The sequence below is a fragment of the Curtobacterium citri genome, from assembly GCF_030362955.1.
Classification (GTDB): domain Bacteria; phylum Actinomycetota; class Actinomycetes; order Actinomycetales; family Microbacteriaceae; genus Curtobacterium; species Curtobacterium citri.
Genome location: NZ_JAUCML010000004.1, coordinates 139,922 through 163,837, shown reverse-complemented (window position 1 = coordinate 163,837; position 23,916 = coordinate 139,922). Strand labels below are relative to the sequence as shown.

At 72.8% G+C, this 23,916-nt stretch carries 25 protein-coding genes; 21 read left to right on the top strand and 4 right to left on the bottom strand.

Annotation, left to right across the window (positions count from 1 at the left end; translation table 11 throughout):
* The first annotated feature begins 45 nt into the window (after window positions 1-45).
* The gene (locus QUG92_RS07935; RefSeq protein WP_289458630.1) at window positions 46-693 is read left to right on the top strand and encodes a DUF1990 domain-containing protein; all 648 of its coding nucleotides are present in this window, start codon (window positions 46-48) and stop codon (window positions 691-693) included.
* 57 nt (window positions 694-750) lie between these two features.
* Here the strand turns inward: QUG92_RS07935 and QUG92_RS07930 are convergent, their stop codons facing one another.
* Window positions 751-1,443, bottom strand: a complete 693-nt coding sequence (locus QUG92_RS07930; protein ID WP_289458627.1) for an HAD family hydrolase — start codon at window positions 1,441-1,443, stop codon at window positions 751-753.
* A 28-nt stretch (window positions 1,444-1,471) separates the two neighbouring features.
* On the opposite strand from QUG92_RS07930, the gene hemW reads away from it, so the two are divergent.
* A complete protein-coding gene (gene hemW, locus QUG92_RS07925) occupies window positions 1,472-2,707 on the top strand; it encodes a radical SAM family heme chaperone HemW (RefSeq protein ID WP_289458626.1) in 1,236 nt (411 codons plus the stop codon).
* Window positions 2,708-2,723: 16 nt separating this feature from the next.
* On the opposite strand, the gene QUG92_RS07920 is transcribed toward hemW, so the two are convergent.
* Window positions 2,724-3,158, bottom strand: coding sequence for a DUF4870 domain-containing protein (locus QUG92_RS07920; RefSeq protein ID WP_289458624.1), 435 nt, complete (start codon window positions 3,156-3,158; stop codon window positions 2,724-2,726).
* A gap of 108 nt (window positions 3,159-3,266) precedes the next feature.
* On the opposite strand from QUG92_RS07920, the gene hrcA reads away from it, so the two are divergent.
* From hrcA to QUG92_RS07845, 15 genes are all read left to right on the top strand, one after another.
* Window positions 3,267-4,289 carry a heat-inducible transcriptional repressor HrcA gene (gene hrcA / locus QUG92_RS07915; RefSeq protein ID WP_182046544.1) on the top strand — a complete coding sequence of 341 codons (1,023 nt, stop codon included), beginning with the start codon at window positions 3,267-3,269 and terminating at the stop codon, window positions 4,287-4,289.
* Window positions 4,290-4,400: 111 nt separating this feature from the next.
* A complete protein-coding gene (gene dnaJ / locus QUG92_RS07910; RefSeq protein ID WP_069711123.1) occupies window positions 4,401-5,516 on the top strand; it encodes a molecular chaperone DnaJ in 1,116 nt (371 codons plus the stop codon).
* Window positions 5,516-6,262, top strand: coding sequence for a 16S rRNA (uracil(1498)-N(3))-methyltransferase (locus QUG92_RS07905; protein WP_182046545.1), 747 nt, complete (start codon window positions 5,516-5,518; stop codon window positions 6,260-6,262). Before dnaJ ends, QUG92_RS07905 begins: the two co-directional genes overlap by 1 nt.
* Before the next feature lie 47 nt (window positions 6,263-6,309).
* A complete protein-coding gene (locus QUG92_RS07900; RefSeq protein WP_069711121.1) occupies window positions 6,310-6,666 on the top strand; it encodes a histidine triad nucleotide-binding protein in 357 nt (118 codons plus the stop codon).
* 109 nt (window positions 6,667-6,775) lie between these two features.
* Window positions 6,776-7,837, top strand: a complete 1,062-nt coding sequence (locus tag QUG92_RS07895; RefSeq protein WP_289458769.1) for a PhoH family protein — start codon at window positions 6,776-6,778, stop codon at window positions 7,835-7,837.
* A complete protein-coding gene (gene ybeY, locus QUG92_RS07890) occupies window positions 7,834-8,295 on the top strand; it encodes an rRNA maturation RNase YbeY (protein WP_069711120.1) in 462 nt (153 codons plus the stop codon). The genes QUG92_RS07895 and ybeY overlap by 4 nt, the downstream gene beginning before the upstream one ends.
* Window positions 8,296-8,299: 4 nt before the next feature.
* Window positions 8,300-9,622, top strand: a complete 1,323-nt coding sequence (locus QUG92_RS07885) for a hemolysin family protein (RefSeq protein ID WP_289458619.1) — start codon at window positions 8,300-8,302, stop codon at window positions 9,620-9,622.
* Window positions 9,619-10,557 (top strand): GTPase Era, encoded by a 939-nt coding sequence (gene era, locus QUG92_RS07880; protein ID WP_289458618.1) that lies wholly within the window; start codon window positions 9,619-9,621, stop codon window positions 10,555-10,557. The genes QUG92_RS07885 and era overlap by 4 nt, the downstream gene beginning before the upstream one ends.
* A gap of 56 nt (window positions 10,558-10,613) precedes the next feature.
* Window positions 10,614-11,852: a sensor histidine kinase gene (locus QUG92_RS07875; protein ID WP_289458617.1), complete on the top strand. Its 1,239-nt coding sequence runs from the start codon at window positions 10,614-10,616 to the stop codon at window positions 11,850-11,852.
* Window positions 11,849-12,538 carry a response regulator gene (locus QUG92_RS07870; protein WP_289458615.1) on the top strand — a complete coding sequence of 230 codons (690 nt, stop codon included), beginning with the start codon at window positions 11,849-11,851 and terminating at the stop codon, window positions 12,536-12,538. Before QUG92_RS07875 ends, QUG92_RS07870 begins: the two co-directional genes overlap by 4 nt.
* Window positions 12,539-12,650: 112 nt before the next feature.
* Window positions 12,651-13,403, top strand: a complete 753-nt coding sequence (locus QUG92_RS07865) for an ABC transporter ATP-binding protein (protein WP_289458614.1) — start codon at window positions 12,651-12,653, stop codon at window positions 13,401-13,403.
* Entirely contained in the window at window positions 13,400-14,800 is a 1,401-nt protein-coding gene (locus QUG92_RS07860) for an ABC transporter permease (protein ID WP_289458612.1), read from the top strand. The genes QUG92_RS07865 and QUG92_RS07860 overlap by 4 nt, the downstream gene beginning before the upstream one ends.
* A gap of 197 nt (window positions 14,801-14,997) precedes the next feature.
* Window positions 14,998-16,767, top strand: coding sequence for a 2-isopropylmalate synthase (leuA, locus tag QUG92_RS07855; protein WP_182046554.1), 1,770 nt, complete (start codon window positions 14,998-15,000; stop codon window positions 16,765-16,767).
* 256 nt (window positions 16,768-17,023) lie between these two features.
* The gene (recO, locus tag QUG92_RS07850; RefSeq protein WP_289458611.1) at window positions 17,024-17,857 is read left to right on the top strand and encodes a DNA repair protein RecO; all 834 of its coding nucleotides are present in this window, start codon (window positions 17,024-17,026) and stop codon (window positions 17,855-17,857) included.
* Window positions 17,854-18,651: an isoprenyl transferase gene (locus QUG92_RS07845; protein ID WP_289458608.1), complete on the top strand. Its 798-nt coding sequence runs from the start codon at window positions 17,854-17,856 to the stop codon at window positions 18,649-18,651. The genes recO and QUG92_RS07845 overlap by 4 nt, the downstream gene beginning before the upstream one ends.
* Before the next feature lie 79 nt (window positions 18,652-18,730).
* On the opposite strand, the gene QUG92_RS07840 is transcribed toward QUG92_RS07845, so the two are convergent.
* Window positions 18,731-19,633 carry a LysR family transcriptional regulator gene (locus tag QUG92_RS07840; RefSeq protein WP_289458606.1) on the bottom strand — a complete coding sequence of 301 codons (903 nt, stop codon included), beginning with the start codon at window positions 19,631-19,633 and terminating at the stop codon, window positions 18,731-18,733.
* 71 nt (window positions 19,634-19,704) lie between these two features.
* Here QUG92_RS07840 and QUG92_RS07835 point away from each other — a divergent pair, with 71 nt between their 5' ends.
* The 4 genes from QUG92_RS07835 (at window position 19,705) to QUG92_RS07820 (ending at window position 23,423) form a co-directional block, all read left to right on the top strand.
* Window positions 19,705-20,754, top strand: a complete 1,050-nt coding sequence (locus tag QUG92_RS07835) for an aminotransferase class V-fold PLP-dependent enzyme (protein WP_289458604.1) — start codon at window positions 19,705-19,707, stop codon at window positions 20,752-20,754.
* 114 nt (window positions 20,755-20,868) lie between these two features.
* Window positions 20,869-22,254, top strand: coding sequence for a glycine--tRNA ligase (locus tag QUG92_RS07830; protein WP_069711108.1), 1,386 nt, complete (start codon window positions 20,869-20,871; stop codon window positions 22,252-22,254).
* Window positions 22,255-22,521: 267 nt separating this feature from the next.
* The gene (locus QUG92_RS07825; RefSeq protein ID WP_289458602.1) at window positions 22,522-23,256 is read left to right on the top strand and encodes a DsbA family oxidoreductase; all 735 of its coding nucleotides are present in this window, start codon (window positions 22,522-22,524) and stop codon (window positions 23,254-23,256) included.
* The gene (locus QUG92_RS07820) at window positions 23,253-23,423 is read left to right on the top strand and encodes a hypothetical protein (protein WP_289458600.1); all 171 of its coding nucleotides are present in this window, start codon (window positions 23,253-23,255) and stop codon (window positions 23,421-23,423) included. The genes QUG92_RS07825 and QUG92_RS07820 overlap by 4 nt, the downstream gene beginning before the upstream one ends.
* A 7-nt stretch (window positions 23,424-23,430) precedes the next feature.
* Here the strand turns inward: QUG92_RS07820 and QUG92_RS07815 are convergent, their stop codons facing one another.
* Window positions 23,431-23,913, bottom strand: coding sequence for an aminoacyl-tRNA deacylase (locus tag QUG92_RS07815; RefSeq protein WP_069711106.1), 483 nt, complete (start codon window positions 23,911-23,913; stop codon window positions 23,431-23,433).
* Between the last annotated feature and the right edge of the window lie 3 nt (window positions 23,914-23,916).

Sequence of the window (23,916 nt, the reverse complement as noted above, 5' to 3'; positions counted from 1 at the left end):
GCACCGGCGCGACGGCCTCCACGGCTGCGCCGGTACGATGGCTCCATGAGTTCCCGCGGCACGTACCGGACCGCCCTGACCTACGGTGCCGTCGGTGCCACCCAGGCGGCGGACCTCATGACCTACCCGCCGGAGGGCTTCACCCCGGCGGAGTCCCGTGCGCGCATCGGCCACGGTGACCAGCGCTTCGAGACCGCGGTGACCCAGGCGCTGACCTGGCAGATCCAGGAGCGCAGCGGCATCCGCGTCGTCGTCGGCGACCAGCCCGACGACGACGAGGTCCGGTACAACCCGGTGACCTTCGACGAGCACGGCGTGCCGGTCGCACCCGCCTCGATCGGCAGGCCCCGGGTCGAGCGGTTCGCCGCGGACGGCACCCCGCTCGTCACCGCCGGCACGACCGCGACCCTCGAGATGCACGCCTTCGGGCAGACCGTGCACGCGCCCGTGCGCGTGGTGTCGATCATCGACGAGACGGACCGCAAGGGGTTCGCCTACGGCACGCTCGAGGGGCACCCGCTCTCCGGCGAGGAGTCCTTCGTCGTCGAGCGCACGAGCGACGGCTCGGTGTGGTTGCAGGTGCGGCAGTTCTCGCAGCCGGCCAGCCGGAAGTGGGCCCTCGTCGCGCCGTTCCTCCGTCGGCAGCAGCGCACGATGGCGGCGAAGTACCTGGCGGCCCTGCGCGGCGACTAGCCCCGCAGCGCCGCACGGCCCGCAGCGCCGACCATCCCCGCAGCCGCCGATCAGCCCTCAGCCCAGCGGCGGCACCGCGGCGATCGCGTCCTCGAGCAGCTGCGCGTCCTGCACGCAGTCCCGTGCGACGGCCACCGCGCTCGTCGCCCGGAGCGCCTCGACGTCGTAGACCCCGGTCGCCACCGCCACGAACGGGATCCCCACGGCATCGGCCGCCTCCCCGTCCCGCGGGGTGTCGCCGACGATCACGGCCCGTGTGCCGGCGAGGGCCGCTGCGGCGAGGGTGGTCACCCCGGTCCGCTCGACCTCCTCGTCCCCGAAGTACGAGTGGTCCCAGTCGAAGGCGCCGACGTCGAACCCGGCACCGGCGAGCTTCACCCGGGCCCGGTGCGCCGAGTTGCCGGTGAGCAGGCCGTTCCGCCACCCGAGCCGGGCGAAGCGGCGGACCAGCGCGACGGCTCCCGGAGCGGGCGCGCGTCGTTCGCCCCGGTGGAACCGCTCGTCGGTCAGGTCGCGCAGGTGCCGGCTGACGGTGGGGATGAGGGCGTCGTCGAGGTCGTGCGCGCGCACGTGCTCGGCGATGAGCCCGGCGTCGGTGCGGCCGTGCTGGTGTCCGACGCGCAGCACCAGGTCGCGACCGACGGCGCGTTCGAGTGCCAGGTGGTACAGGTTCCCCGGCGAGGCGGCGTTCAGCACGAGGGTGCCGTCGATGTCCCACAGCACCGTGGTGGGGACGGTGTGGTGCTCCATGGCTCCATCATGGCCGACAATGGAGTCCATGCCGAGTGCTCTCCCGATCGCCGATCCCGCTCCCGCGGACGGCCTGGTCACCCCCGGTCCCGGCGCCGGCGACGTCCCCTTCGGCGTCTACGTGCACGTCCCGTTCTGCCGGGTGCGCTGCGGCTACTGCGACTTCAACACCTACACGGCGTCCGAGCTGCGCGGCGTGCGTCGTGACGACTACGCCGGCCACGCCGTGCAGGAGATCCGCTGGGCGGCCGAGGTCCTCGACCGCTCCGGGGTCCCGCGGCGACCGGTCTCCACGGTCTTCTTCGGCGGTGGGACGCCCACCATGCTGCCCGCGGACGACCTCGTGATGATCCTCCGCGCGATCGACGACACGTGGGGCATCCTGCCCGGCGCCGAGGTCACGACCGAGGCGAACCCCGACTCCGTGGACGCCGAGTCCGTCGCCACCCTGCGCCGCGGTGGGTTCACCCGGGTGAGCTACGGCATGCAGTCGGCGGTCCCGCACGTGCTCGCGACCCTCGACCGCACGCACGACCCCGAGCGCGTCCCGCTCGTGGTCGACCTGGCGGAGCGGGAGGGCCTCGACGTCAGCCTCGACCTCATCTACTCGACACCGGGGGAGTCGCTCGACGACTGGCGTCGCTCGCTCGACGCGGCCCTGGCGTGCGCGCCGGACCACGTGTCGGCCTACTCGCTGATCGTCGAGGAGGGCACGGCGATGGGCCGCATGGTCGCCCGCGGCGAGCTGCCGGCACCGGACGACGACCTCGCCGCCGACATGTACGAGCTCGCCGACCGGACCCTGTCCGACGCGGGCTACGGCTGGTACGAGGTCTCGAACTGGGCGCGTCTCGACGCACAGGGCGGCACCGCGCAGCACGAGAGCCGCCACAACCTGTCCTACTGGAAGGGCCACGACTGGTGGGGTGTCGGTCCCGGCGCGCACTCGGCGGTGGCCGGCACGCGCTGGTGGAACGTCAAGCACCCGGCCGCGTACGCGAACCGGGTGCTCGGCGGGACGTCGCCCGCCGCGGGGCGCGAGACCCTCGACGACGAGACGCGGTACGTCGAGCGGGTGCTCCTCGCGGCGCGCGTGCGGGGCGAGCTCGCGACGTCGGAACTCGGCCGGGAGGCGCGTGGCCGGGTCGCTGGACTCATCGCCCGCGGTCTCGTGGACGGGTCGGCCGCGGTGCGGGGACGCATCGAGCTGACCCTGCAGGGTCGCCTGCTCGCGGACGCCGTGGTCCGCGAGCTGCTCGACTGAGCGCTGGCGACCGCTGCTACTGCTTGATGAACTCGATCGTGAGCGGGTAGTGGTAGAAGTCCCCGCGGTTGGCCGCGATCGCCGCGATGACGGCGAAGACGATCACGAGCACGCCGAGGACCGGCAGCAGCACGAAGCCGATGAGCACGATCGTCAGCACGCTGCAGACGACTCCGGCGATCGCCATCGTGATGTGGAAGTTCAGCGCCTGGCGGGTGTGCTCGCGGATGAACTGGCCGCGGTCGCGCAGCACCAGGTAGGCGATGACCGGCACGACGAGGCTGGAGAAGATGCCGCCGACGTGCGTCAGGGTCGCCCAGAGGCGCTGGTCCTCGGGCGACATCGGCTGGGGCTGCGTGTACCCCGCCGGGTACTGCGGCCCCTGCGGGTTGCCGGGTCCGCCCGGCTGCTGCTGTCCGTAGGGCCCACCGGGCTGCTGTCCGTAGCTCATGCGGCGAGCGTACCGGGAGGGGCCGCCCCGGTCCCGGTGCGTCGGCGGTCGGGCGTAGGATCAGCAGTCGACACGTCCGAGTGCCAGCATCGAACGGAAGGGGTCCGGATGGTCAGCGAACGCTCCCTCGAGGTCCTCAAGGCCATCGTGCGGGACTACGTCGCGTCGCGCGAACCGGTCGGTTCGAAGACGATCGTCGACCGCCACGCCTTCGGCGTCAGCGCCGCCACGATCCGCAACGACATGGCCCAGCTCGAGGACGAGCAGCTCATCGTCGCCCCGCACACCTCGTCCGGGCGGGTCCCGACCGACAAGGGCTACCGGGTCTTCGTCGACCACCTGGCCGCCGCCCGCCCGCTCTCGAGCGCGCAGCGGCACGCGATCGAGACGTTCCTCGGCACCCCCAACGACCTCGACGAGGTCCTCGGCCGCACGGTCCGGCTCCTCAGCCAGCTCACGAACCAGGTCGCCCTCGTGCAGTACCCGTCGATGGTGCGGGCCCGCGTGCAGCACGTCGAGCTCGTGCGCCTGGGCGACACCCGGCTCATGGTCGTCCTCATCACGGACACCGCCCGGGTCGAGCAGCGGGTCGTGGAGACCGACGTCGCGCTCGACGAGACCGCCCTCACCGAGCTCCGCACCGTCGTGAACGGCGCCTCGGTCGGCCTGCTCCTGCAGGACGTCCCCCGGGCCCTCCGCGAGGTCCCGCGGCAGCTCCGTGCCGACGCGCAGACCCTCGGTGGGGTGGTCGTCGCGACGCTCATCGAGCAGGTCGCCGCGAACCGGCAGGACCGCCTGGTGATGGCGGGCGCCGCGAACCTCGCCAAGAGCGAGCGGGACTTCACCGGCGGCCTGTTCCCCGTGCTCGAGGCGATCGAGGAACAGGTGACCCTGCTCCGGTTGTTCGGCGAGATGCAGGTCGACGACGTCGCGGTGGCCGCCAGCATCGGCGCCGAGAACGCCGAGTACGGCCTCGACGCCACCAGCATCGTCGCCGGCGGGTACCTCGCCGGCGGGGGAGCGGTCGCCCGTCTGGGCGTCCTCGGCCCGACCCGCATGGACTACGGCACGAACATGGCCGCGGTCCGCGCGGTCGCACGGTACCTGTCCAAGCTGCTGGGCGAACATTGACCGGTCACCGAGCCCGACGCACGGTGCCCTGCGGACCCGCTCCGCGCCTCCAGACCGAACCGCGGCGCGAGCCGCGACCCACCGACCGAACCGAAACCGACTGAGGGAACCGTGGCAGACCACTACGACGTCCTCGGCGTCCAGCCGGACGCCTCCGATGCCGACATCAAGAAGGCCTACCGACGGCTGGCGCGCGAGCTGCACCCGGACGTCAACCCGAGCCCGGACGCCGCCGAGCGCTTCAAGGACGTGACGCACGCGTACGACGTGCTGAGCGACCCCGAGCAGCGGCGGCGCTACGACGCCGGCCCGCAGGCCGACAGCCCCTTCGGGGGCGGCGCGGCCGGCGGCTTCAGCGACATCTTCGACGCCTTCTTCGGCGGCGGCGGTGGCGGCGGCCGGGGGAACGGTCCGCGGAGCCGCGCCGAGCGCGGACAGGACGCCCTGCTCCGGATCGAGGTCGACCTCGACGAGGTCGTCTTCGGCACCCACAAGGACGTCGAGGTCGACACGGCCGTGCTGTGCGAGACCTGCCACGGCTCGTGCTGTGCGCCCGGCACGAGCCCGCGCACGTGCGACATCTGCGGCGGCTCCGGCCACATCCAGCGCCAGGTCCGCTCGCTGCTCGGCAACGTCGTGACGAGCGCGCCCTGCGGCACCTGCCGCGGCTACGGCACCGTCATCCCCAGCCCGTGCCCGACGTGCCAGGGGCAGGGCCGCGTCCGTGCGCGCCGGACCGTCCCGGTCGACGTCCCCGCGGGCGTCGAGACCGGTCTGCGCCTGCAGATGCCCGGCCAGGGCGAGGTCGGTCCCGCCGGCGGCCCGTCGGGTGACCTGTACCTCGAGGTGAAGGTGCGGCACCACGACGTCTACAGCCGCGAGGGCGACGACCTGCTCGCGACGCTCGAGGTCCAGATGACCGACGCGATCCTCGGCACCAACACCACGATCGACGGCCTCGACGGCCCGGTCGAGCTCGAGGTCCGGCCCGGCGTGCAGAGCGCCGACGTCCTCGTGATCAAGGACCGCGGCGTGACGAAGCTGCGCGGTGCCGGGCGCGGAGACCTGCGGGTCGGCGTGCAGGTCGTGACGCCGACGAAGCTCTCGCACAAGGAGCGCCAGCTCGTCGAACAGCTCGCGAAGTCGCACAAGGCCGCGAAGCCGCAGCTCGCCCGGTTCCAGCAGGGCATGTTCGGCAAGCTCCGCGACCGGTTCTTCAACTTCTGATGGCCTCGCTCCACCTGGTCGGTCCCGGCGCGCTCGACGGCGTCGGGGTCGGCGACCCGGTCCGGCTCGACGGTGCCGAGGGGCGGCACGCGGTCTCGGTCGCGCGCGTCCGGGTCGGCGAGGTCCTGCGGATCGCCGACGGGCAGGGCACGGTCGTCTCCGGCGCGGTCACGGCGACGGGTCGCGACGAGCTGACGCTCACCGTCGACGACGTGACGGTCGAGCCGCAGCCGCGTCCGGCGCTCGTGCTCGTCCAGGCACTCGCGAAGGGCGGCCGCGACGAGATGGCGGTGCAGGCGGGGACCGAGATCGGCGTCGACCGGATCGTCCCGTGGTCCGCCGCCCGCAGCGTGTCGCGGTGGGACGGCGCGAAGGTCGAGAAGGGGCGCGCCCGCTGGGCGGCCATCGCGCAGGAGGCTGCCAAGCAGGCGGTCCGGTCGCGCGTGCCCACCGTGTCGGCGCCGGTGACGACGGCGCAGCTCGCGGCGGTCGGCCGGGAGGCGCGGCGTGCGCTGGTCGTGCTGGACCCGGTGGGTGCGGTGCGGCTCTCCGCGTGGGAACCGCCGGCCGACGTCGAGGAGATCGTCCTGGTGGTCGGCCCGGAGGGCGGGATCGACGGCTCGGAGTTCGACCGGCTCGAGGCCGCGGGCGCCGTGCGGGTCCGTCTCGGTGACACCGTGCTGCGCACCTCGACCGCCGGACCGGCGGCGCTGGCCGTCCTGCAGACGCGGCTGGGCCGCTGGTAGCCGGACCGGGAAGGGTCCACGTCGGTCGTGGGTTCTACGATGGAGTCATGAGCAGCAGCGAGCCGAGCGTCTTCTCGAAGATCATCGCCCGTGCGATCCCCGCGACGATCGTCGCGGAGGACGACCGGGTGATCGCGATCGAGGACATCGCGCCGAAGGCCCCGGTGCACGTGCTCGTGATCCCCAAGACCGAGCAGTACCGCGACGTGACGGAGCTCGCCGCCGGTGACCCGGACCTGCTCGCCCACGTGGTCGCCACCGCCCGTCGCATCGCCGACGAGCGGGCGGACGGCCAGTTCCGACTCGTCTTCAACACCGGCGAAGCCGCCGGTCAGACCGTGTTCCACGTGCACGCGCACGTCCTCGCAGGTGATCTGCACGAAGGGAATCTCCTTGCCGGTTGACGACTCCGTCCACCCCGCGTCCGACGCACCCGCACCGGACCGACCCACGACCCGACCCGTGTCCGACCCGTCCGACGTCGTCGTCGACATCCGCGTCGACGGCATCGCGATGGTCCAGCTCCTCGGCCCGCAGGACCGTCTGCTCAGGACGGTCGAGCGGCAGTACCCGGGCGTCCGGGTGCTCGTCCGCGGCAACGAGGTCTCGCTCACCGGGCCCGAGCGCGACGTCGCCCGTGCCCACGCGCTCGTCGACGAGCTCGTCGGCATGGTGAAGCGCGGGCAGGACATCGGTCCGGCCGACATCCCGACCTCGGCGCGGATCCTCGACGAGGACCGCAAGCCCTCGGACACGTTCGGCACCCCGATCGTGGCGAGCCGCGGCAAGTCGGTGCGGCCGAAGACCGACGGGCAGCGCGCCTACGTCGACGCCATCGACCACCACACGATCACGTTCGGCATCGGCCCCGCGGGCACCGGCAAGACCTACCTGGCGATGGCGAAGGCCGTGCAGGCCCTGCAGCGGCGCGAGGTCACCCGCATCATCCTCACGCGACCGGCGGTCGAGGCGGGCGAGCGGCTCGGCTTCCTGCCCGGCACGCTCACCGACAAGATCGACCCGTACCTGCGGCCGCTCTACGACGCGCTGAACGAGATGATGGACCCCGAGCTCGTGCCGAAGCTGCTCGCGGCCGGCACGGTCGAGGTCGCGCCGCTGGCGTACATGCGTGGGCGGACGCTCAACGACTCGTTCGTCATCCTCGACGAGGCGCAGAACACCACGCCCGAGCAGATGAAGATGTTCCTGACGCGCCTGGGCTTCGGCTCGAAGATGGTCGTCACCGGTGACATCACCCAGGTGGACCTGCCGGGCAACCTGTCCGGTCTGCGGCTCGTCACGCGGATCCTCGGCGACGTCGAGGACATCCACTTCGCCCGGCTCGGCAGCGAGGACGTCGTGCGGCACACCCTGGTCGGCCGGATCGTCGACGCCTACACCGTCTACGACGAGGAGCGTCTCGCGGAGCAGGCCGGGCACCGCCCCGGCGGTCGCGGCACGGCACCGATCGGTGACCCGGCCGGTGCGAACCGCGCCGAGCGCCGCGGTCGGCCGCCGCAGGACCGCCAGCAGTCCCCGTACCCGCAGGACGACGCCCGAGGAGGCACCCGGTGAGCATCGAGCTCAACAACGAGTCCGGTGTCGAGGTCGACGAGCAGGCCATCCAGCGCCTCGCCGCCTTCGCGCTCGACGCGCTGCACGTCCACGCGGACGCGGAGCTCGCGATCGTCCTGGTCGACGAGGGCGCGATGGAGCAGCTCCACGTGCGGTGGATGGACGAGCCGGGCCCGACCGACGTCCTGAGCTTCCCGATGGACGAGCTCCGTCCGGGCACCGAGGACGAGCCGACCCCCGCCGGGCTCCTCGGCGACATCGTCGTGTGCCCCCAGGTCGCCGCCGAGCAGGCCAGGACCGCCGGCCACACGAGCACCGACGAGATGCTGCTGCTCACGTGCCACGGCATCCTGCACCTGCTCGGGTTCGACCACGCCGAGCCGGAGGAGAAGGCCGAGATGTTCGGGCTGCAGGGCGAGATCCTCTCCGCCTTCGCCGCCCAGCGTCGCGGGCGGTGAGCTGATGGTGCTCGTCGTCGTCCTGCTCCTGGCGGCGTTCGTGCTCGTCGTCGTCGGCGGGCTGCTCGCGGCGTCGGACGCCGCGCTGACCGTGCTCTCCCGCGCCGACCTCGACGAGATCGCGCGCACCAGCGGACGCCGTCGGGCGATCGAGGCCGTGGCCGACGACGTCGGTGCGCACGTGAACGCCCTCAACTTCGTCCGGGTGCTCGCCGAGACGGCTGCGGCCGTGCTCGTCACCATCGCCCTCGTCACCGTGTTCGACACGTGGTGGGTTGCGTTGATCGTCTCCGCGGCGATCATGACGGCGGTGTCGTTCGTGCTCGTCGGCTCGAGCCCGCGGAGCGTCGGACGGGCGCACGCCGAACGGCTGATCGGCGCCACCGGCGGCCTCGTCCGCGCGGTGCGCATCGTCCTCGGACCGCTCGCCGGACTGCTCGTCGCCATCGGTGACCGCGTGACCCCGGGTCGTGGCCGCAGCGCGTCGACCGTCTCGAGCGAGGAGCAGCTGCTCTCGCTCGTCGACGAGGCGACCGAGAGCAACGTCCTCGAGCAGGACGACCGCGAGCTCATCCACTCGGTGTTCGAGTTCAGCGACACCCTCGTGCGCGAGGTCATGGTGCCCCGCACCGACATGCTCGCCGTCGACGGCGACGCCACGCTCGCGGCCGGCATGGAGCGTTTCCTGGTCGCCGGGGTGTCCCGCATGCCCGTGACCGGCAAGGACAGCGACGACGTGCTCGGGGTGCTGTACCTGCGTGACGTCTCCCGTGCGCTCTACGAGCGGCCCGGCAGCGAGCAGGAGCCCGTGACGACGCTGCTGCGTCCGGCCGAGTTCGTGCCCGAGTCCAAGCCCGCCGACGACACCCTGCGGCACATGCAGGTCGCGAAGAACCACCTGGTGCTCGTGGTCGACGAGTACGGCGGGGTCGCCGGGCTCGTGACGATGGAGGACCTCATCGAGGAGCTCGTCGGCGACATCTCCGACGAGTACGACCGCACCGTCGTCGATCGGACCGAGGTGTCCCCGGGCGTCTGGCGGATCTCGGCGCGGCTGCCCGTCGACGAGCTGGGCGACCTGTTCGGCATCGAGCTCGAGGACGACGACGTCGACACCGCCGGCGGGCTGCTCACGAAGGAGCTCGGCCGGCTGCCGGTCCACGGCGAGCGGGTCACGGTCTCCGGGGTCGCCCTGACCGCGGACCGGGTCGAGGGCAAGCGCCGCCACCTGATCACCGTCCTCGCCGAGCGGACCGCCGCCCTGCAGGACGCCGAGGACGCCCTCGGCGAGACGACACCCACCACGACCGGGAGCGCCAGCGCATGACCGAGCACGACACCGAGCCGACCGCCCCGGAGCACCCCTACCGCGCGGGCTTCGTCTCGTTCGTCGGACGCCCGAACGTCGGGAAGTCGACGCTGACCAACGCCCTGGTCGGCGAGAAGGTCGCGATCACCTCGTCGAAGCCGCAGACGACGCGTCGGGCGATCCGCGGTGTCGTGCACCGGCCCGACGGGCAGGTCATCATCGTGGACACCCCGGGCGTGCACCGTCCGCGGACCCTGCTCGGCGAGCGGCTGAACGACCTCGTGCAGTCGACCCTCGGCGACGTCGACGTCATCGGCTTCTGCGTGCCGGCCGACGAGCCGATCGGTCCCGGCGACCGGTTCATCAACGACTCGCTCGACCAGTACCCGCGCGCCAGGAAGGTCGCGATCGTCACGAAGATCGACCGCACCCCCAAGGACCGGGTCGGCGAGCAGCTCCTCGCGGTGTCGCAGCTGCGGGAGTGGGACACGATCATCCCGACGTCGGGGACGAAGGGCCTGCAGCTCGAGGTGCTGCTCGCCGAGATCACGAAGCTGCTGCCCGAGTCGCCGCAGCTGTACGACGCTTCCACCGTCACCGAGGAGACCGACGAGGACCGCATCGCCGAGCTCATCCGCGAGGCAGCGCTCGAGGGCGTCCGCGACGAACTGCCGCACTCCCTCGCCGTGGTGGTCGAGGACGTCGTGGAGCCCGACGAGGAGGACGACCCCGACGGGCCGCTGCGCATCTTCGCCAACCTGTTCGTCGAGCGGGACAGCCAGAAGGCGATCGTCATCGGGCGGGGTGGCGAGCGGCTCCGGGACGTCGGATCGCGGGCCCGTGCCGAGATCGAGTCGCTGCTCGGCGGCCGTCATGTCTACCTGAACATCCGGGTCAAGGTCGCCAAGGAGTGGCAGCGCGACCCGAAGCAGCTCGGGCGGCTCGGCTTCTGACGCGCGTCATCCCCGGGACGGACGCGCGACGGGTTCCGGGGTCGTACCGTGGAGTGGTGTTCCGCCCCATGCTGCGATCGCAGGTCGTCACCGACGTCGTCACGGCGGCGGCGCTGGGCCTGCTGGTGGTCGTGGTCGCCGCGCGCGGACTCGACGGGCCCCTCTGGTGGCTCGCCGTCCTCGGCTTCGCGACGGCCCTGGCGTTCCGACGGCTGTCGCCGGGCCTCGCACTCGGCATCGCCTGGGTCGTGGCCGTCTTCCAGATGGCCACCGGTCAGGTGCCGACCGTGGCGGACGCCTTCATCGCGCCGATCATGTACACGACCAGCGCCTACGGGTCCGGTCGGGTCCGCGCGGCCGGCCTGGTCTCTGCGATCGGCGGATCGGTCGTCGCCGCGCTCTACATGGGGGTGTCGGACTACCGGCAACGCGTCGGCATCGCCACCGCCAGCACGCCGCTGCAGGAGTCCGCCCAACTGACGGCGTCGTTCTTCGCGATCGTGCTCCTGGTCCTGCTGCTGCCCTGGCTCGCCGGTCTGGTCGTCCGGACCCGCCGCTCCGCGAGCCTGAGCCGCGAGGCCCAGCTCGTCGCCGAACGCGACGCGGCGCGGGCCGACCGCGCGGTGGCCGTGGAGCAGGAGCGGGTCCGGATCGCCCGGGACATGCACGACATCGTCGCCCACTCGCTCGCGGTCGTCATCGCGCAGGCGGACGGCGCGCGGTACGCCCTGAAGGCCGACCCGGCGATCGCGGACCAGGCGCTCGGCACGATCTCCTCGACCGCACGCGCAGCACTGGGCGACGTCCGGGAGCTGCTCGGTGCGCTCCGGCACGAGCAGGGCACGACCCCCACGCCCGAGGTCGACGACATCGAGACGCTCGTCGACGACATGCGCGACGTCGGGCTGGACGTGCGCGTCGAGCGCGAGGGCGATCCGGGCGGGCTGCCGACCACGACGCAGCTCGCGGTCTACCGCATCGTGCAGGAGAGCCTGACGAACGCGTGGAAGCACGGCGAGCCCGGCACCCCGGTGCACGCCTCGCTCGTGTACCGGCCGGACACGGTCGAGATCGCCGTCGTGAACCGCTGCGCGGACGACGGCTCGCCGGGGCCCGGCACGGGGCACGGGCTCATCGGCATGCGCGAACGCGTGGCGATGACCGGCGGCACCATGACCGCGGGACCGCGCGGCGACGACTTCAGCGTGGCGGTCCGCATGCCCGCCGTGCCGGCGAGCGGGCAGATGCCCCGCGGCCGCACCACCCACACCGAGCAGGAGCGCACCGCCCGATGACCACCACGCCGACCACCTCCGCCCCGATCCGGGTCGCGCTCGTCGACGACCAGGCCCTGTTCCGCACCGGCATCAGGATGCTCATCGACTCCCAGCCGGACCTGCGCTTCGTCGGTGAAGCCGGCAACGGTGCCGAGGGCGTCGACCTCGTCCGGCGCGTCGGGGTGGACGTCGTGCTCATGGACGTCCGGATGCCGGTGATGGACGGCATCACGGCGACCGAGCGCATCGTGGAACAGGGCGGTGACGCCGCCGCCAAGGTCCTCGTGCTGACCACGTTCGACTTCGACGAGGCCGCGGCGAAGGCGATCCGCGCGGGTGCGAGCGGGTTCGTGCTGAAGGACGCCGACCCCGAGTTCCTCCTCGCCGCCGTCCGCACGGTGCACGCCGGGACCGCCGTCTTCGCCGCGTCGGCCACGCGGGAGCTCCTCCGCCGGTACGACGACACCGCGGGGCGGGCCGTCCCGGTGCCGGCGGCCTTCGCGGAGCTGACGCCCCGGGAGCGCGAGATCTTCGACCTGGCGGCGCGCGGGTTCAGCAACAGCGAGATCGCCCAGCACGAGTACGTCAGCGAGGCGACCGTGAAGACCCACATCTCGCGGGTGCTCACGAAGCTCGACCTGCGCGACCGGGTGCGCCTGGTCGTCTTCGCGCACGAGCACGGTCTGGTGACGAAGGCCGACTGAGCCGACGTCATCCGACAGGATGAGCCCTCCACGGGGAACCGAGCCGAGCGGACCATCCACAGGAGCCGCGCGACCGACGCGGGACGTGCCTCCCGGCCGTCATCGTGGGTGCATGACCACGAAGCAGGCGCCGATCATCCGGCTCGACCACGTGTCCAAGCACCACGGCGACGCAGCGCGTCGCGTCACCGCGCTCGACGATGTCAGCGTCGACATCGGCGCGGGGGAGTTCACCGCCGTGATGGGACCGTCCGGCTCCGGCAAGTCGACCCTCATGCACGTCGCCGCCGGTCTCGACGCCGTGAGTGCCGGCAGCGTCGCCATCGACGGGGTGGAGATCACCGGGCTCGGGGACCGCGAGCTGACCGAGCTGCGTCGTCGGCGGATCGGCTTCGTCTTCCAGTCGTTCAACCTCGTGCCCACGCTCGACGTGCGCGAGAACATCCGGCTGCCGTTCCTGCTCGGCGGGAAGCGGCCGTCGCGCGTGGAGTCGGCGTGGATCGACCGGCTCGTCGACCAGCTCGGGCTCGGCGACCGCCTCACCCACCGGCCGCACCAGCTGTCGGGCGGGCAGCAGCAACGCGTCGCGATCGCCCGCGCCCTCGCCTCGCGCCCCGCCGTCGTCGTCGCGGACGAGCCCACGGGTGCCCTGGACTCCCGGACCGGCCGCGACGTGCTCGCGATCCTGCGCGGCGCCGTGCGGGAGTGGGGCCAGAGCGTCGTCATGGTGACCCACGACCCGACGGCCGCCGCGAACGCCGACCGCATCCTGTTCCTCGCCGACGGTCGGATCGTCGACGACCGGCCCGCGATGGACGCCGCCGACATCTCGGCGACGATGCTCGGGATGGAGGCGGCGGCGTGAACGGGCTGCGCGCCTTCGCACCGACGATCCTCGTCGCCGCGCTCGGCACCACCTTCGGCTCCGCGCTCGTCATCGCGCCGGGCATCGTGGCCGAGGCGCTCGCGACGTCCGGACTCGACGGCGTCGCCACGGTCCGGGCGATCCTCTCCGTGATCGGCTGGCTCTTCCTCGGCATCGCCCTCTACGTCGGCGCGATCGTCACGGCGAACACCTGCGCCACGCTCATCGCCGGGCAGACCCGGGTGATCGCGCTCCAGCGGCTCGTCGGCGCGACCGGTGCGGGTCTCCGGTCCCGCATCACCCGCACCGGGCTGCTGGTCGGCCTCCTCGGCGGCCTTCTCGGGACCGTCCTGGGCACCGGCCTCACGGCGCTCTTCGTCGCCGTGCTCCGGGGATCCGGGTTCCTGCCCGACACCCGCTACACGCTCGTGCCCTGGGAGCTCGCCCTGCCGCTCGTCGCCGTGGTCCTGGCGACCTGGGGTGCGTTCGCGTCCGGGTCGCGGCGGGTCCTCACCGTGACGCCGCTCCAGGCGCTGTCCGCGACGGTCGAGCCGAGCCACGACGACCTCCGAGCGGGGACCGGGCGACGGGTGTGGGCCGTGCTGCTCATCGTCGGCGGGGTCCTCCTGATGCTGCTCGGGCTGGTGGTCAGCCCGGTGTCGGTGCTGGCGGTGCTGCCCGCGGCACTCGGCGGCTTCGTCTCGTTCACCGGTGTCGCCGTCGGCGCGACGATCGTGATGCCGCCCGTCCTGGCGCTCATCGGTCGGATCGGGTCCCGTGACCCGGTCGTCCTGCTCGCCGGGCGGAACGCCCTGCGGGCACCGGCCCGGACCTCGCGGGCGACGATCGGGCTCGTCATCGGCGTGACGCTGCTCGTCACCTTCGCGGTGGCCTTCGGGATCATGCAGCACGTGCTCGAGACCGAGCTGCTGGCAACGACCGACGGCGCGGTGACGCCCGACCTGATCAGTGCGCAGCGAGACTTCTTCGTGCAGGTGAACGCCGTGGTGAGCGTGATCGTCGGCTTCTCCGCCGTGATCGCCGCGGTGGGCGTGGTGAACGCCCTGGCGCTCGGCGTGCTGCAGCGCCGGCGTGAGCTCGGGCTGCTCCGGGTCCTCGGGCTGACCGGCGCCCAGGTCCGCCGGATGATCGTGACCGAGGCCGTGCAGATGGTCGTCGCGGCCGTCGTCACCGGGCTCGTGCTCGGGACGGTCTACGGCTGGGTCGGCGGCCAGACGCTCCTCGGGTCGCTCGGCTCGGTCGTGACCCCGGTGCTGCCGCCGTCGACGGTCGTCGTCGTGGTGGTCGGGGCGCTCGTGCTCGCCGTCGTCGCGACGGTGGCCCCCGTGCGGCGCGCGATGCGGGTGTCCCCGACGGCGGCGCTCGCGGTCGACTGAGCGGGCTCGGACCGGGAGGGGCGCCGGCGTCACGTGCTCGCCGACGCTGGTGTACCAGTGCTACGGTGGCCCTGATGTACTCGGCGCTCCTCCTCCTTCGCTGCCGCGACGAGGCCTGACACACGGCCCACCTCGTCGCGGAGTCCGTCGTGGCCCCCACCAGCGCCGATGCCGGCGAGACGACGAAAGCGACGACCATGCAGAACACGCAGCGCCCCTCCGGGATGCCGATCCACAAGTACGTCCCCTTCCACGAGCAGATCCGCGTGGACCTGCCGGACCGCACCTGGCCGACGAAGCGCATCGACCGTGCACCGCGGTGGTGCGCGGTCGACCTGCGCGACGGCAACCAGGCACTCATCGACCCGATGGACTCCGAGCGCAAGCGCGCCATGTTCGACCTGCTCGTGCGGATGGGCTACAAGGAGATCGAGGTCGGGTTCCCGAGCGCCTCGCAGACCGACTTCGACTTCGTCCGCTCGCTCATCGACGAGGGCGCGATCCCGGACGACGTCACCATCCAGGTGCTGACCCAGGCGCGCGAGCACCTCATCGACCGCACGTACGAGGCGATCGACGGGGCGAAGCAGGCCATCGTGCACCTGTACAACTCGACGTCCATCGTCCAGCGCGAGGTCGTCTTCCGGACGGACGAGCAGGGCGTCGTCGACATCGCGGTCGCCGGAGCGCGCATGTGCAAGGCGGCCGAGGCCCGGCTGCAGCACGACACGACGGTGTTCTACGAGTACTCGCCCGAGTCGTACACGGGCACCGAGCTCGAGGTCGCGGCGCGCATCTGCAACGCGGTGCTCGAGGTCTTCGAGCCCACCCCCGAGCGCCAGGTGATCATCAACCTGCCCGCCACGGTCGAGATGGCGACGCCGAACGTCTACGCCGACTCGATCGAGTGGATGTCGCGGAACCTCGACCACCGTGAGGACGTCATCCTGTCCCTGCACCCGCACAACGACCGCGGCACCGCGGTCGCAGCCGCCGAGCTGGGGTACATGGCGGGTGCCGACCGCATCGAGGGCTGCCTGTTCGGCAACGGTGAGCGCACCGGCAACGTCGACCTGGTCGCCCTCGGCATGAACCTGTTCACGCAGGGCATCGACCCGCAGATCGACTTCTCGGACATCGACCAGGTCAAGCGCACGGTCGAGTACTGCAACCAGCTGCCGGTGCCCGAGCGCCAGCCGTGGGCGGGCGACCTCGTCTACACGGCGTTCAGCGGGTCGCACCAGGACGCCATCAACAAGGGCTTCGACGCGATGCGGGCGAAGGCCGAGGCCGCGGGCACCTCGATCGACGAGATCGCGTGGGCCGTGCCGTACCTGCCGGTCGACCCGAAGGACATCGGCCGCTCGTACGAGGCGGTCATCCGGGTCAACTCGCAGTCCGGCAAGGGCGGCGTCGCCTACCTGCTCAAGACCGACCACGCCATCGACCTGCCGCGGAAGCTCCAGATCGAGTTCTCCGGGGTGGTCCAGCAGCGCACGGACACCGAGGGCGGGGAGTTCTCGTCCGAGCGGATCTGGGACCTGTTCCGCGACGAGTACCTGCCCGCGGACGACGAATCCGACAAGTGGGGCCGCTACGAGATCACGAAGACGGCCACGTCGAGCGACTTCGACGGCACGACGAAGCTCGCGGTCGCGCTGCGGGTCGACGACGGTTCGGTGGACGCCGACGCCGTCGGGACGGGGCCGATCGACGCGTTCCTGTCGGTCATGCGCGACCAGGGCGTCGACGTCACGCTGTACGACTACTCGGAGCACACGATGAGCGCCTCGGGCGACGCGAAGGCCGCATCGTACGTCGAGCTCGACGTGGACGGCACGCGCCTGTGGGGCGTCGGCATCGACGCCGACATCGCGACGGCGTCGCTCAAGGCGATCGTGTCCGCGGTGAACCGCGCGGTGCGCGCCGGTGCCGCGACCGGTGCGCCGGAGCTGGTCACGGCGTAGTCCGCACCACGGACGGGAGGCGCGGTCCGGGTCCGACCCGCACCGCGCCTCCCGACCGTGCGCCCGGCCCCCTCGGCCAGCCCGCCCGCCGACCAGCCGGCCGTCGCCCCGAGCGGGCCTCGTCCGGCACGCTCGGCGTCACCCCGGCGGCGTGTCCTGCCCGCTCGGTGCACAGGACGGTGCAGAGGACGGGGCGGGCAGCGACGCGGCGCTGGCGCGGGCCCGAGCTGTCGGCGGCGCGGGGGATACTGGGGACATGCCGCTGTACCGGGACGAGTGTGTCGTGCTGCGCACCCACAAGCTCGGTGAGGCGGACCGCATCGTGACGATGCTCTCCCGGCAACACGGCAAGATCCGCGCCGTCGCGAAGGGGGTGCGGCGGACGGCGTCGAAGTTCGGGTCGCGCCTCGAGCCGTTCATGGTCGTCGACGCCCAGTTCTACGAGGGCCGGTCGCTCGACATCGTCACCCAGGCCGAGAGCCTCGGGTCGTACGGCGCGCAGATCGTCACGGACTACGGCGCCTACACGGCCGCGAGTGCCATGGTCGAGACCGCCGACCGGCTGAGCGAGGCGGACGCCGGGCTCCAGCAGTACCTGCTGCTCGTCGGCGCGCTCCGGTCGCTGTCGCGCCGGGAGCACGTGGTGAGCGCCACCCTCGACTCCTACCTGCTGCGGGCGATGAGCATCGCCGGGTGGGCGCCCTCGTTCGGCGACTGCGCGGTGACGGGCGAGCCCGGACCGCACACGGCGTTCGTCGTGCAGCTCGGCGGGGTCGTCGCCGACCGGGCGGCACCGCCCGGCACCCCGCGCCTCGACACCGGCACGCTCGGGCTGCTCGGTGCCCTGCTCGCCGGCGACTGGGCGACCGTCGACGCCTCGGACGAGCGCACCCGCTCCCGGGCGTCCGGCGTGGTGGCGGCCTACGCCCAGTGGCACCTGGAACGATCGCTCCGGTCGCTGCCGCACGTCGACCGCAGCGAGCACCCGGCGCCGGTCGCACCCGCACCGGGCGGGGTGCCGGCAGCGGTCGCCGCCACCCCGGCGCCCGCCGTGCCCGTCCCGTCCGACATCGAAGGAAGCCCTGCATGAGCCCACGCCGGTCCGCCGCCGCCGAACCGTTCCTGCCCGTCGACTGGACGGGGGAGCAGCCGCCCGCGATCCCGGCGCAGTTCGTCCCGCAGCACGTCGCCATCGTGATGGACGGCAACGGCCGGTGGGCGAACCAACGCGGGCTCACGCGCGTCGAGGGGCACAAGGCCGGCGAGGCGTCCCTCCTCGACGTCGTGGCCGGGGCGATCCAGATCGGCGTCCGGCACGTGTCGGCCTACGCCTTCTCGACCGAGAACTGGAAGCGCTCGCCCGAGGAGGTCCGCTTCCTCATGGGGTTCAACCGTGACGTGATCCGCCGCCGTCGCGACCAGCTGCACGAGTGGGGCGTGCGCGTGCGCTGGGCCGGTCGCCGGCCCCGGCTGTGGCGGTCGGTGATCGACGAGCTGCAGACGGCGGAGCGGATGACAGCGGCCAACGACGTGTGCACCCTGACGATGTGCGTCAACTACGGCGGCCGGAACGAGATCGTCGACGCCGTGCGCGGGATGGCCGAGGACGTCGCTGCCGGACGCATGCAGCCGAGCCAGGTGACGGAGAAGGCCCTGGCGAAGCGGCTCTACGTGCCGGAGCTGCCCGACGTCGACCTGTTCCTCCGGAGCTCCGGGGAGCAGCGGACGTCGAACTTCATGCTGTGGCAGTCGGCGTACGCCGAGATGGTGTTCCTCGACCGGCTCTGGCCGGACTTCCGGCGCACCGACCTGTGGGGAGCGATCGAGGAGTACGCGAGCCGCGACCGTCGCTACGGCGGGGCCGTGGACGCGCCCACCGCCTGAGGCTGGGTGCGGGGCGGAGCTGCCACGCGCCTCCCGGCCGAACGTGCCCGCCGCTGCCCGCCGCTGTCCGCCTGCGTGCTCAGCCCAGCAGGTGCGCCGCGCCGCGGACGGCGTCGAGCGCCGCGCGGACGCTCGGCACCCGGCCGGCGCCACGTGCGACGACGACCTCGACCCGGCGGGCGAGCTCGTCGCCGACCGGGGTCGCGTGGACGCCGGGCGGCACGACCGTCGTGGTCAGCGCGAGCCGGGGGAGGAGCGCGACGCCGAGGCCGGCCGCGACGAGGCCGACGACCGCCGCGGCGTTGTCGGTCTCGAGGACGATGTCCGGGGTGAACCCCGAGGCGGCACACGACGCGAGCAGGTGCCCTCGGCAGCGCGGGCACCCGCCGATCCACCGCGCGTCGCGGAAGGCCGACAGGTCGGCGACGGCTCCGCTGACCACGGTGGGCGTCACGAGGGCGAGCGGGTCGCGCCCGATGCCCTCGGTGGTGAGCGTCGGGTCCGCACCGGGGTCGTCCTGCAGGGCGTGCGAGAACGTCAGCGCGACGTCGACCTCGCCGCGGCGGACCAGTTCGATCGCCTCGGGCGGTTCGGCCTCGACGTACGAGGTCGCGACCCCGGGACTCGACGCCGCCATCGCGGCGAGCACGGGCGGGACGAGGGTCGAGGACGCGCTCGGGAACCCGGCGAAGCGCACCCGACCACGGGCGAGCCCGCCGACGGCGTCCAGGTCCTCCCGGGCGGCAGCCAGGGCGGCCTCGACGTGCAGCGCGTGGTCGGCGAGCACGCGCCCGGACTCGGTGAGGGTCGCGCCACGACCGCCCCGCAGGACCAGGTCGTGCCCGAGCCGCTGCTCGGCCCGGACGAGGAGCTGGCTGACGGCGGGCTGGCTGTAGCCGAGCGTCGCGGCGGCACGACTGATGGACCCCGCGTCGCGCACGGCGAGCAGGACCCGGAGCAGCTGCGGGTCGATCGTCTCCACAACACGATGTTATGGGCCCGCGAAGGAACCTGCCCTGGTGTGATGCCGACCGGTCGCCGAGCCTGGAGGGCATGGACTCCTTCGTCGACGGCTCGGGCTACCTCGCGGCGTGCACTGCCGGACTCCCCACGCACGGCACGCTGGCCGCACAGCGCGCGGACCTCGACGCGTGGGCACGTGCCGGAACCTCGCCGACGACGTACGGCGCCCTGGTCGAGGAGGGCCGCGCGCTCTTCGCCGACGTCGTGGGCGTCGCTCCGGCCCGGGTCGCCACCGGGTCGCAGACGTCGGCGATGGTCGCGGTCGTCGCCGCGTCGCTGCCGGACGGCGCCGAGGTCGTCGTCCCCGACGGCGACTTCAGCTCGGTCGTGTTCCCCTTCCTCGCACAGGCGCACCGCGGGGTGACGGTGCGGAGCGTCCCGCTCGAGCGCCTCGCCGACGCCGTCCGCACGGGGACCGCGCTGGTGGCGTGGTCGGCGGTGCAGTCCGCGACCGGGGTGGTCACCGGCCCGGCGCCGGTGCTCGCCGCGGCGGGGTCGGTCGGCGCCCTGACGGTGTGCGACCTCACCCAGGCGGCGGGTGTGCTGCCGGTGTCGGCCGCACCGTTCGACGTCACCGTCACGCACGCCTACAAGTGGCTCTGTGCTCCGCGCGGGGTGGCCTTCGCGACGTTCTCGGACCGGGCGCTCGCGGAGCTCCGCCCCGTGCAGGCCGGCTGGTACGCCGGCGAGGACGTCTGGTCGTCCTGCTACGGCCCGGACATGCGGCTGGCCGCCGACGCACGGCGCTTCGACGTCTCCCCGGCGTGGCCGGCATGGCCCGGTGCGGTCGCCGCCCTGCGGCACCTCGCGTCCGTGGACCGCGCCGCGGCCTGGAGGCACGCCACCGGTCTCGCCGACCGGCTCGCCGACGCGCTCTGCACGGTCCGGAGCGGGCAGGCGATCACGACCTTCCCGGACCCGGACGGTACGGCGCTCGCCGCGCTCGGCGCCGCGGGCGTGACCGCGAGCGGGCGGGCCGGCCGCCTGCGGCTCGCCTTCCACCTGTGGAACGACGAGGACGACGTCACGCGCGTCGCGGACGTGCTGCGGGCGGTGGGCGGCTTCAGACCTGTGGAGTGAGCCACGTGTCCACGGGTGCCGCGCCTCCCGACCGGCGGCCGCCGTGAGGCCGGTACGCTTGCCCGGTACCGTTCCCGCACCGGGCACCCAGTCCGGCGACCACAGGAGTCCCTCTTGGCACCGTCCTCCCGTCTCGACAGCGTCATCGCCCTGGCCAAGGGCCGCGGCTTCGTCTTCCAGTCGGGGGAGATCTACGGCGGATCGCGCTCGGCGTGGGACTACGGGCCCCTCGGTGTGGAGCTCAAGGAGAACATCAAGCGCCAGTGGTGGCAGCGGTTCGTCCGCGGCCGCGGCGACATGGTCGGCCTCGACTCCGCCGTCATCCTGCCCCGCAAGGTGTGGGAGGCCTCCGGGCACGTCGCGACCTTCACCGACCCGCTCGTCGAGTGCCTGCACTGCCACCACCGGTTCCGCGAGGACCACCTCATCGAGGCGTTCGAGGCGAAGAAGGGCCGTGCGCCCGAGGGCGGCATGGCCGAGATCGCCTGCTCGAACTGCGGCACCCGCGGCGAGTGGACCGAGCCCCGGGAGTTCTCCGGCATGCTCAAGACCTACCTCGGCCCGGTCGAGTCGGAGGAGGGGCTGAACTTCCTCCGCCCCGAGACGGCGCAGGGCATCTTCGTCGACTTCGCGCAGGTCGTCACCACCAGCCGCATGAAGCCGCCGTTCGGCATCGGCCAGGTCGGCAAGGCGTTCCGCAACGAGATCACGCCCGGCAACTTCATCTTCCGCACGCGCGAGTTCGAGCAGATGGAGATCGAGTACTTCGTGCCGCCGGCGTCGGTGGGGGAGCACTACGAGCAGTGGATCGCCGACTCGGTCGCGTTCTTCACCGACCTCGGCATCGACCCGGAGAACCTCCGCCGCTTCGACGTGCCGGACGGCGAGCGGGCGCACTACTCCGACGCGACCGCCGACATCGAGTACCGCTTCGGCTTCCAGGGCTCGGAGTGGGGCGAGCTCATGGGCGTCGCGAACCGCACCGACTTCGACCTGAACAACCACATCGAGGCGTCCGGCAAGGACCTCCGGTTCTTCGACCAGGCCGCGAACGAGAAGTACGTGCCGTACGTCATCGAGCCGTCGTTCGGGCTCACGCGTGCGCTGATGGCCTTCCTGCTCGACGCCTACCACGAGGACGAGGCCCCGAACGCGAAGGGCGGCGTCGACAAGCGCACGGTCCTCCGGCTCGACCCCCGTCTGTCACCGGTCAAGGCCGCGGTCCTGCCGCTGTCCCGCAACGAGCAGCTCTCGCCGGTGGCCCGCGGGCTCGCCGACGACCTGCGCCGGTACTGGAACGTCGACTTCGACGACGCCGGTGCGATCGGCCGTCGCTACCGTCGCCACGACGAGATCGGCACGCCGTTCTGCATCACGGTGGACTTCGACACGCTCGAGGACAAGGCCGTGACCGTGCGGGAGCGCGACACGATGTCGCAGGAGCGCGTCTCGCTCGACCAGCTGCAGGGCTACCTGGCGCAGCGGCTGCTCGGCGCGTAGGGCCTCGGCCCCGCGCCCGCCCGCCCGCGCCTGCGCGGAGGCGCGATGGCGCGATCTGCCGATGCACAACCGGAAACACTCCGAACCACGGAAACGCCTGGTTCGGGGTGCTTCTGGTCGTGCGGGGTGCACGCGGGCGCCCCAGTGGGCGCGGCGGGCAGTGCGCGTCGCGCGTTGCCGGGTGTCGCGGGTCGGAGGAGTCGCGCATCGCAGGCCTCGCGATCCGGCGCGCCGGAATACCGCCGAGGGCGACGCGTTGCACCGGGCATGAACGACTCTGTCAAGGTCGATGTCTGGTCCGACATCGCGTGCCCCTGGTGCTACATCGGCAAGCGGAAGTTCGAGGCCGGCGTCGCCGCCTTCGCCGCGTCGCCCGAGGCGCAGCCGGTCGAGGTCGAGTACCACTCCTTCGAGCTGAGCCCGGACACCCCCGTCGACTTCGAGGGCACCGAGGCCGAGTTCCTCTCGCAGCACAAGGGGCTCCCCGTCGAGCAGGCCCAACAGATGATCGACCAGGTCGCCGGCATCGCGGCGTCGGTGGACCTGCACTACGACTACGACGCCCTCCGCCACACCAACACCGTGAAGGCGCACCAGGTGATCCACCTGGCCAAGCAGCACGGCAAGCAGCTCGAGATGGTCGAGCGGCTCTTCACCGCGTACTTCGAGCGCGGCGAGCACGTCGGGCAGGACGAGTCCCTGGCGTCGCTCGCCGAGGAGATCGGGCTGGACCGCGACGAGGTCCTCGCGACGCTCCGTGACGACACGCAGCTCGCCGCGGTCCGTGCCGACCAGGCGCAGGCGCAGGCGTTCGGCATCAACGGGGTCCCGTTCTTCGTCATCGACGGCAAGTACGGCGTCTCCGGGGCGCAGGACCCGGCGGCGTTCGAGCAGGTGCTCCGCCAGGTGGTCGCGCTGCGGGACAGCACGCCCGAGGATCTCGCCGAGCAGCGGCAGCGCGCCGCGGACGACGCGGCAGCGGACGCGGCGGTGACCCGGTGACGGACGTCCGCCTCGGCGGCCCGGCCGAGCCGCGCCTCCCGGCCGATGGTCTGGAGGCGCGCCCCGCCCTGCTCACGCTCGTCGCGCCCGGCGGGGCGCCGGTCTGCGAGGGCGACTCGTGCTCCGTGCCCGGCGCAGAGGGCGACTGGACCGAGGTCCCCGACTGACCCGGTGCTAGCGGACGGGTTCCTCGTCGGTGATGTCGGCGACGGTCGCGCCGTACGCGGCGACCAGTGCGTCGCCGTCGACGAAGGCGCTCGCGCCGTGCCGTCCGGCGCCGAGGGCGATCCGGCGGCCGAGCACCCGCTCGTCGGCGAACACGGGCAGGTCGCCGGTCGCACCGATGGGGGTGATCGTGCCGCGCTCGTAGCCGGAGGCCTCGAGGGCCGTCGCGGCGTCGGGCATCGACAGCTTGTTGACCCCGACGACCGTGCGGAGCTTCTTCCACGCGATGCTGCGGCCCCCGGGGACCAGTGCGAGCAGGAAGCCGCCGTCGTGCCGCTTGACGACGAGGGTCTTGACGACGTCGCCGGGTCCGATGCCGAGGAGCGCCGCGGCCTCGTCGAGCGAGCCCGCCGCGGGGCGTTCGACCACCTCGACCTGCAGGCCGCGGGCGGCGGCGTCGGCATCGAAGCGGGCGATCGCGGTGTCGGACATGTG

Bases quoted from the DNA above. Each gene is read 5' to 3' on its own strand.
- era (WP_289458618.1), top strand. From the start codon at position 9,619: ATGACCGAGCACGACACCGAGCCGACCGCCCCGGAGCACCCCTACCGC.
- QUG92_RS07920 (WP_289458624.1), bottom strand. From the start codon at position 3,158: ATGAGCTACGGACAGCAGCCCGGTGGGCCCTACGGACAGCAGCAGCCG.
- QUG92_RS07825 (WP_289458602.1), top strand. From the start codon at position 22,522: ATGAACGACTCTGTCAAGGTCGATGTCTGGTCCGACATCGCGTGCCCC.
- QUG92_RS07900 (WP_069711121.1), top strand. From the start codon at position 6,310: ATGAGCAGCAGCGAGCCGAGCGTCTTCTCGAAGATCATCGCCCGTGCG.
- QUG92_RS07935 (WP_289458630.1), top strand. From the start codon at position 46: ATGAGTTCCCGCGGCACGTACCGGACCGCCCTGACCTACGGTGCCGTC.
- hrcA (WP_182046544.1), top strand. From the start codon at position 3,267: ATGGTCAGCGAACGCTCCCTCGAGGTCCTCAAGGCCATCGTGCGGGAC.
- hemW (WP_289458626.1), top strand. From the start codon at position 1,472: ATGCCGAGTGCTCTCCCGATCGCCGATCCCGCTCCCGCGGACGGCCTG.
- leuA (WP_182046554.1), top strand. From the start codon at position 14,998: ATGCAGAACACGCAGCGCCCCTCCGGGATGCCGATCCACAAGTACGTC.
- QUG92_RS07895 (WP_289458769.1), top strand. From the start codon at position 6,776: ATGGTCCAGCTCCTCGGCCCGCAGGACCGTCTGCTCAGGACGGTCGAG.
- QUG92_RS07845 (WP_289458608.1), top strand. From the start codon at position 17,854: ATGAGCCCACGCCGGTCCGCCGCCGCCGAACCGTTCCTGCCCGTCGAC.
- recO (WP_289458611.1), top strand. From the start codon at position 17,024: ATGCCGCTGTACCGGGACGAGTGTGTCGTGCTGCGCACCCACAAGCTC.
- QUG92_RS07930 (WP_289458627.1), bottom strand. From the start codon at position 1,443: ATGGAGCACCACACCGTCCCCACCACGGTGCTGTGGGACATCGACGGC.
- QUG92_RS07835 (WP_289458604.1), top strand. From the start codon at position 19,705: ATGGACTCCTTCGTCGACGGCTCGGGCTACCTCGCGGCGTGCACTGCC.
- QUG92_RS07905 (WP_182046545.1), top strand. From the start codon at position 5,516: ATGGCCTCGCTCCACCTGGTCGGTCCCGGCGCGCTCGACGGCGTCGGG.
- QUG92_RS07870 (WP_289458615.1), top strand. From the start codon at position 11,849: ATGACCACCACGCCGACCACCTCCGCCCCGATCCGGGTCGCGCTCGTC.
- QUG92_RS07815 (WP_069711106.1), bottom strand. From the start codon at position 23,913: ATGTCCGACACCGCGATCGCCCGCTTCGATGCCGACGCCGCCGCCCGC.
- QUG92_RS07865 (WP_289458614.1), top strand. From the start codon at position 12,651: ATGACCACGAAGCAGGCGCCGATCATCCGGCTCGACCACGTGTCCAAG.
- QUG92_RS07885 (WP_289458619.1), top strand. From the start codon at position 8,300: ATGGTGCTCGTCGTCGTCCTGCTCCTGGCGGCGTTCGTGCTCGTCGTC.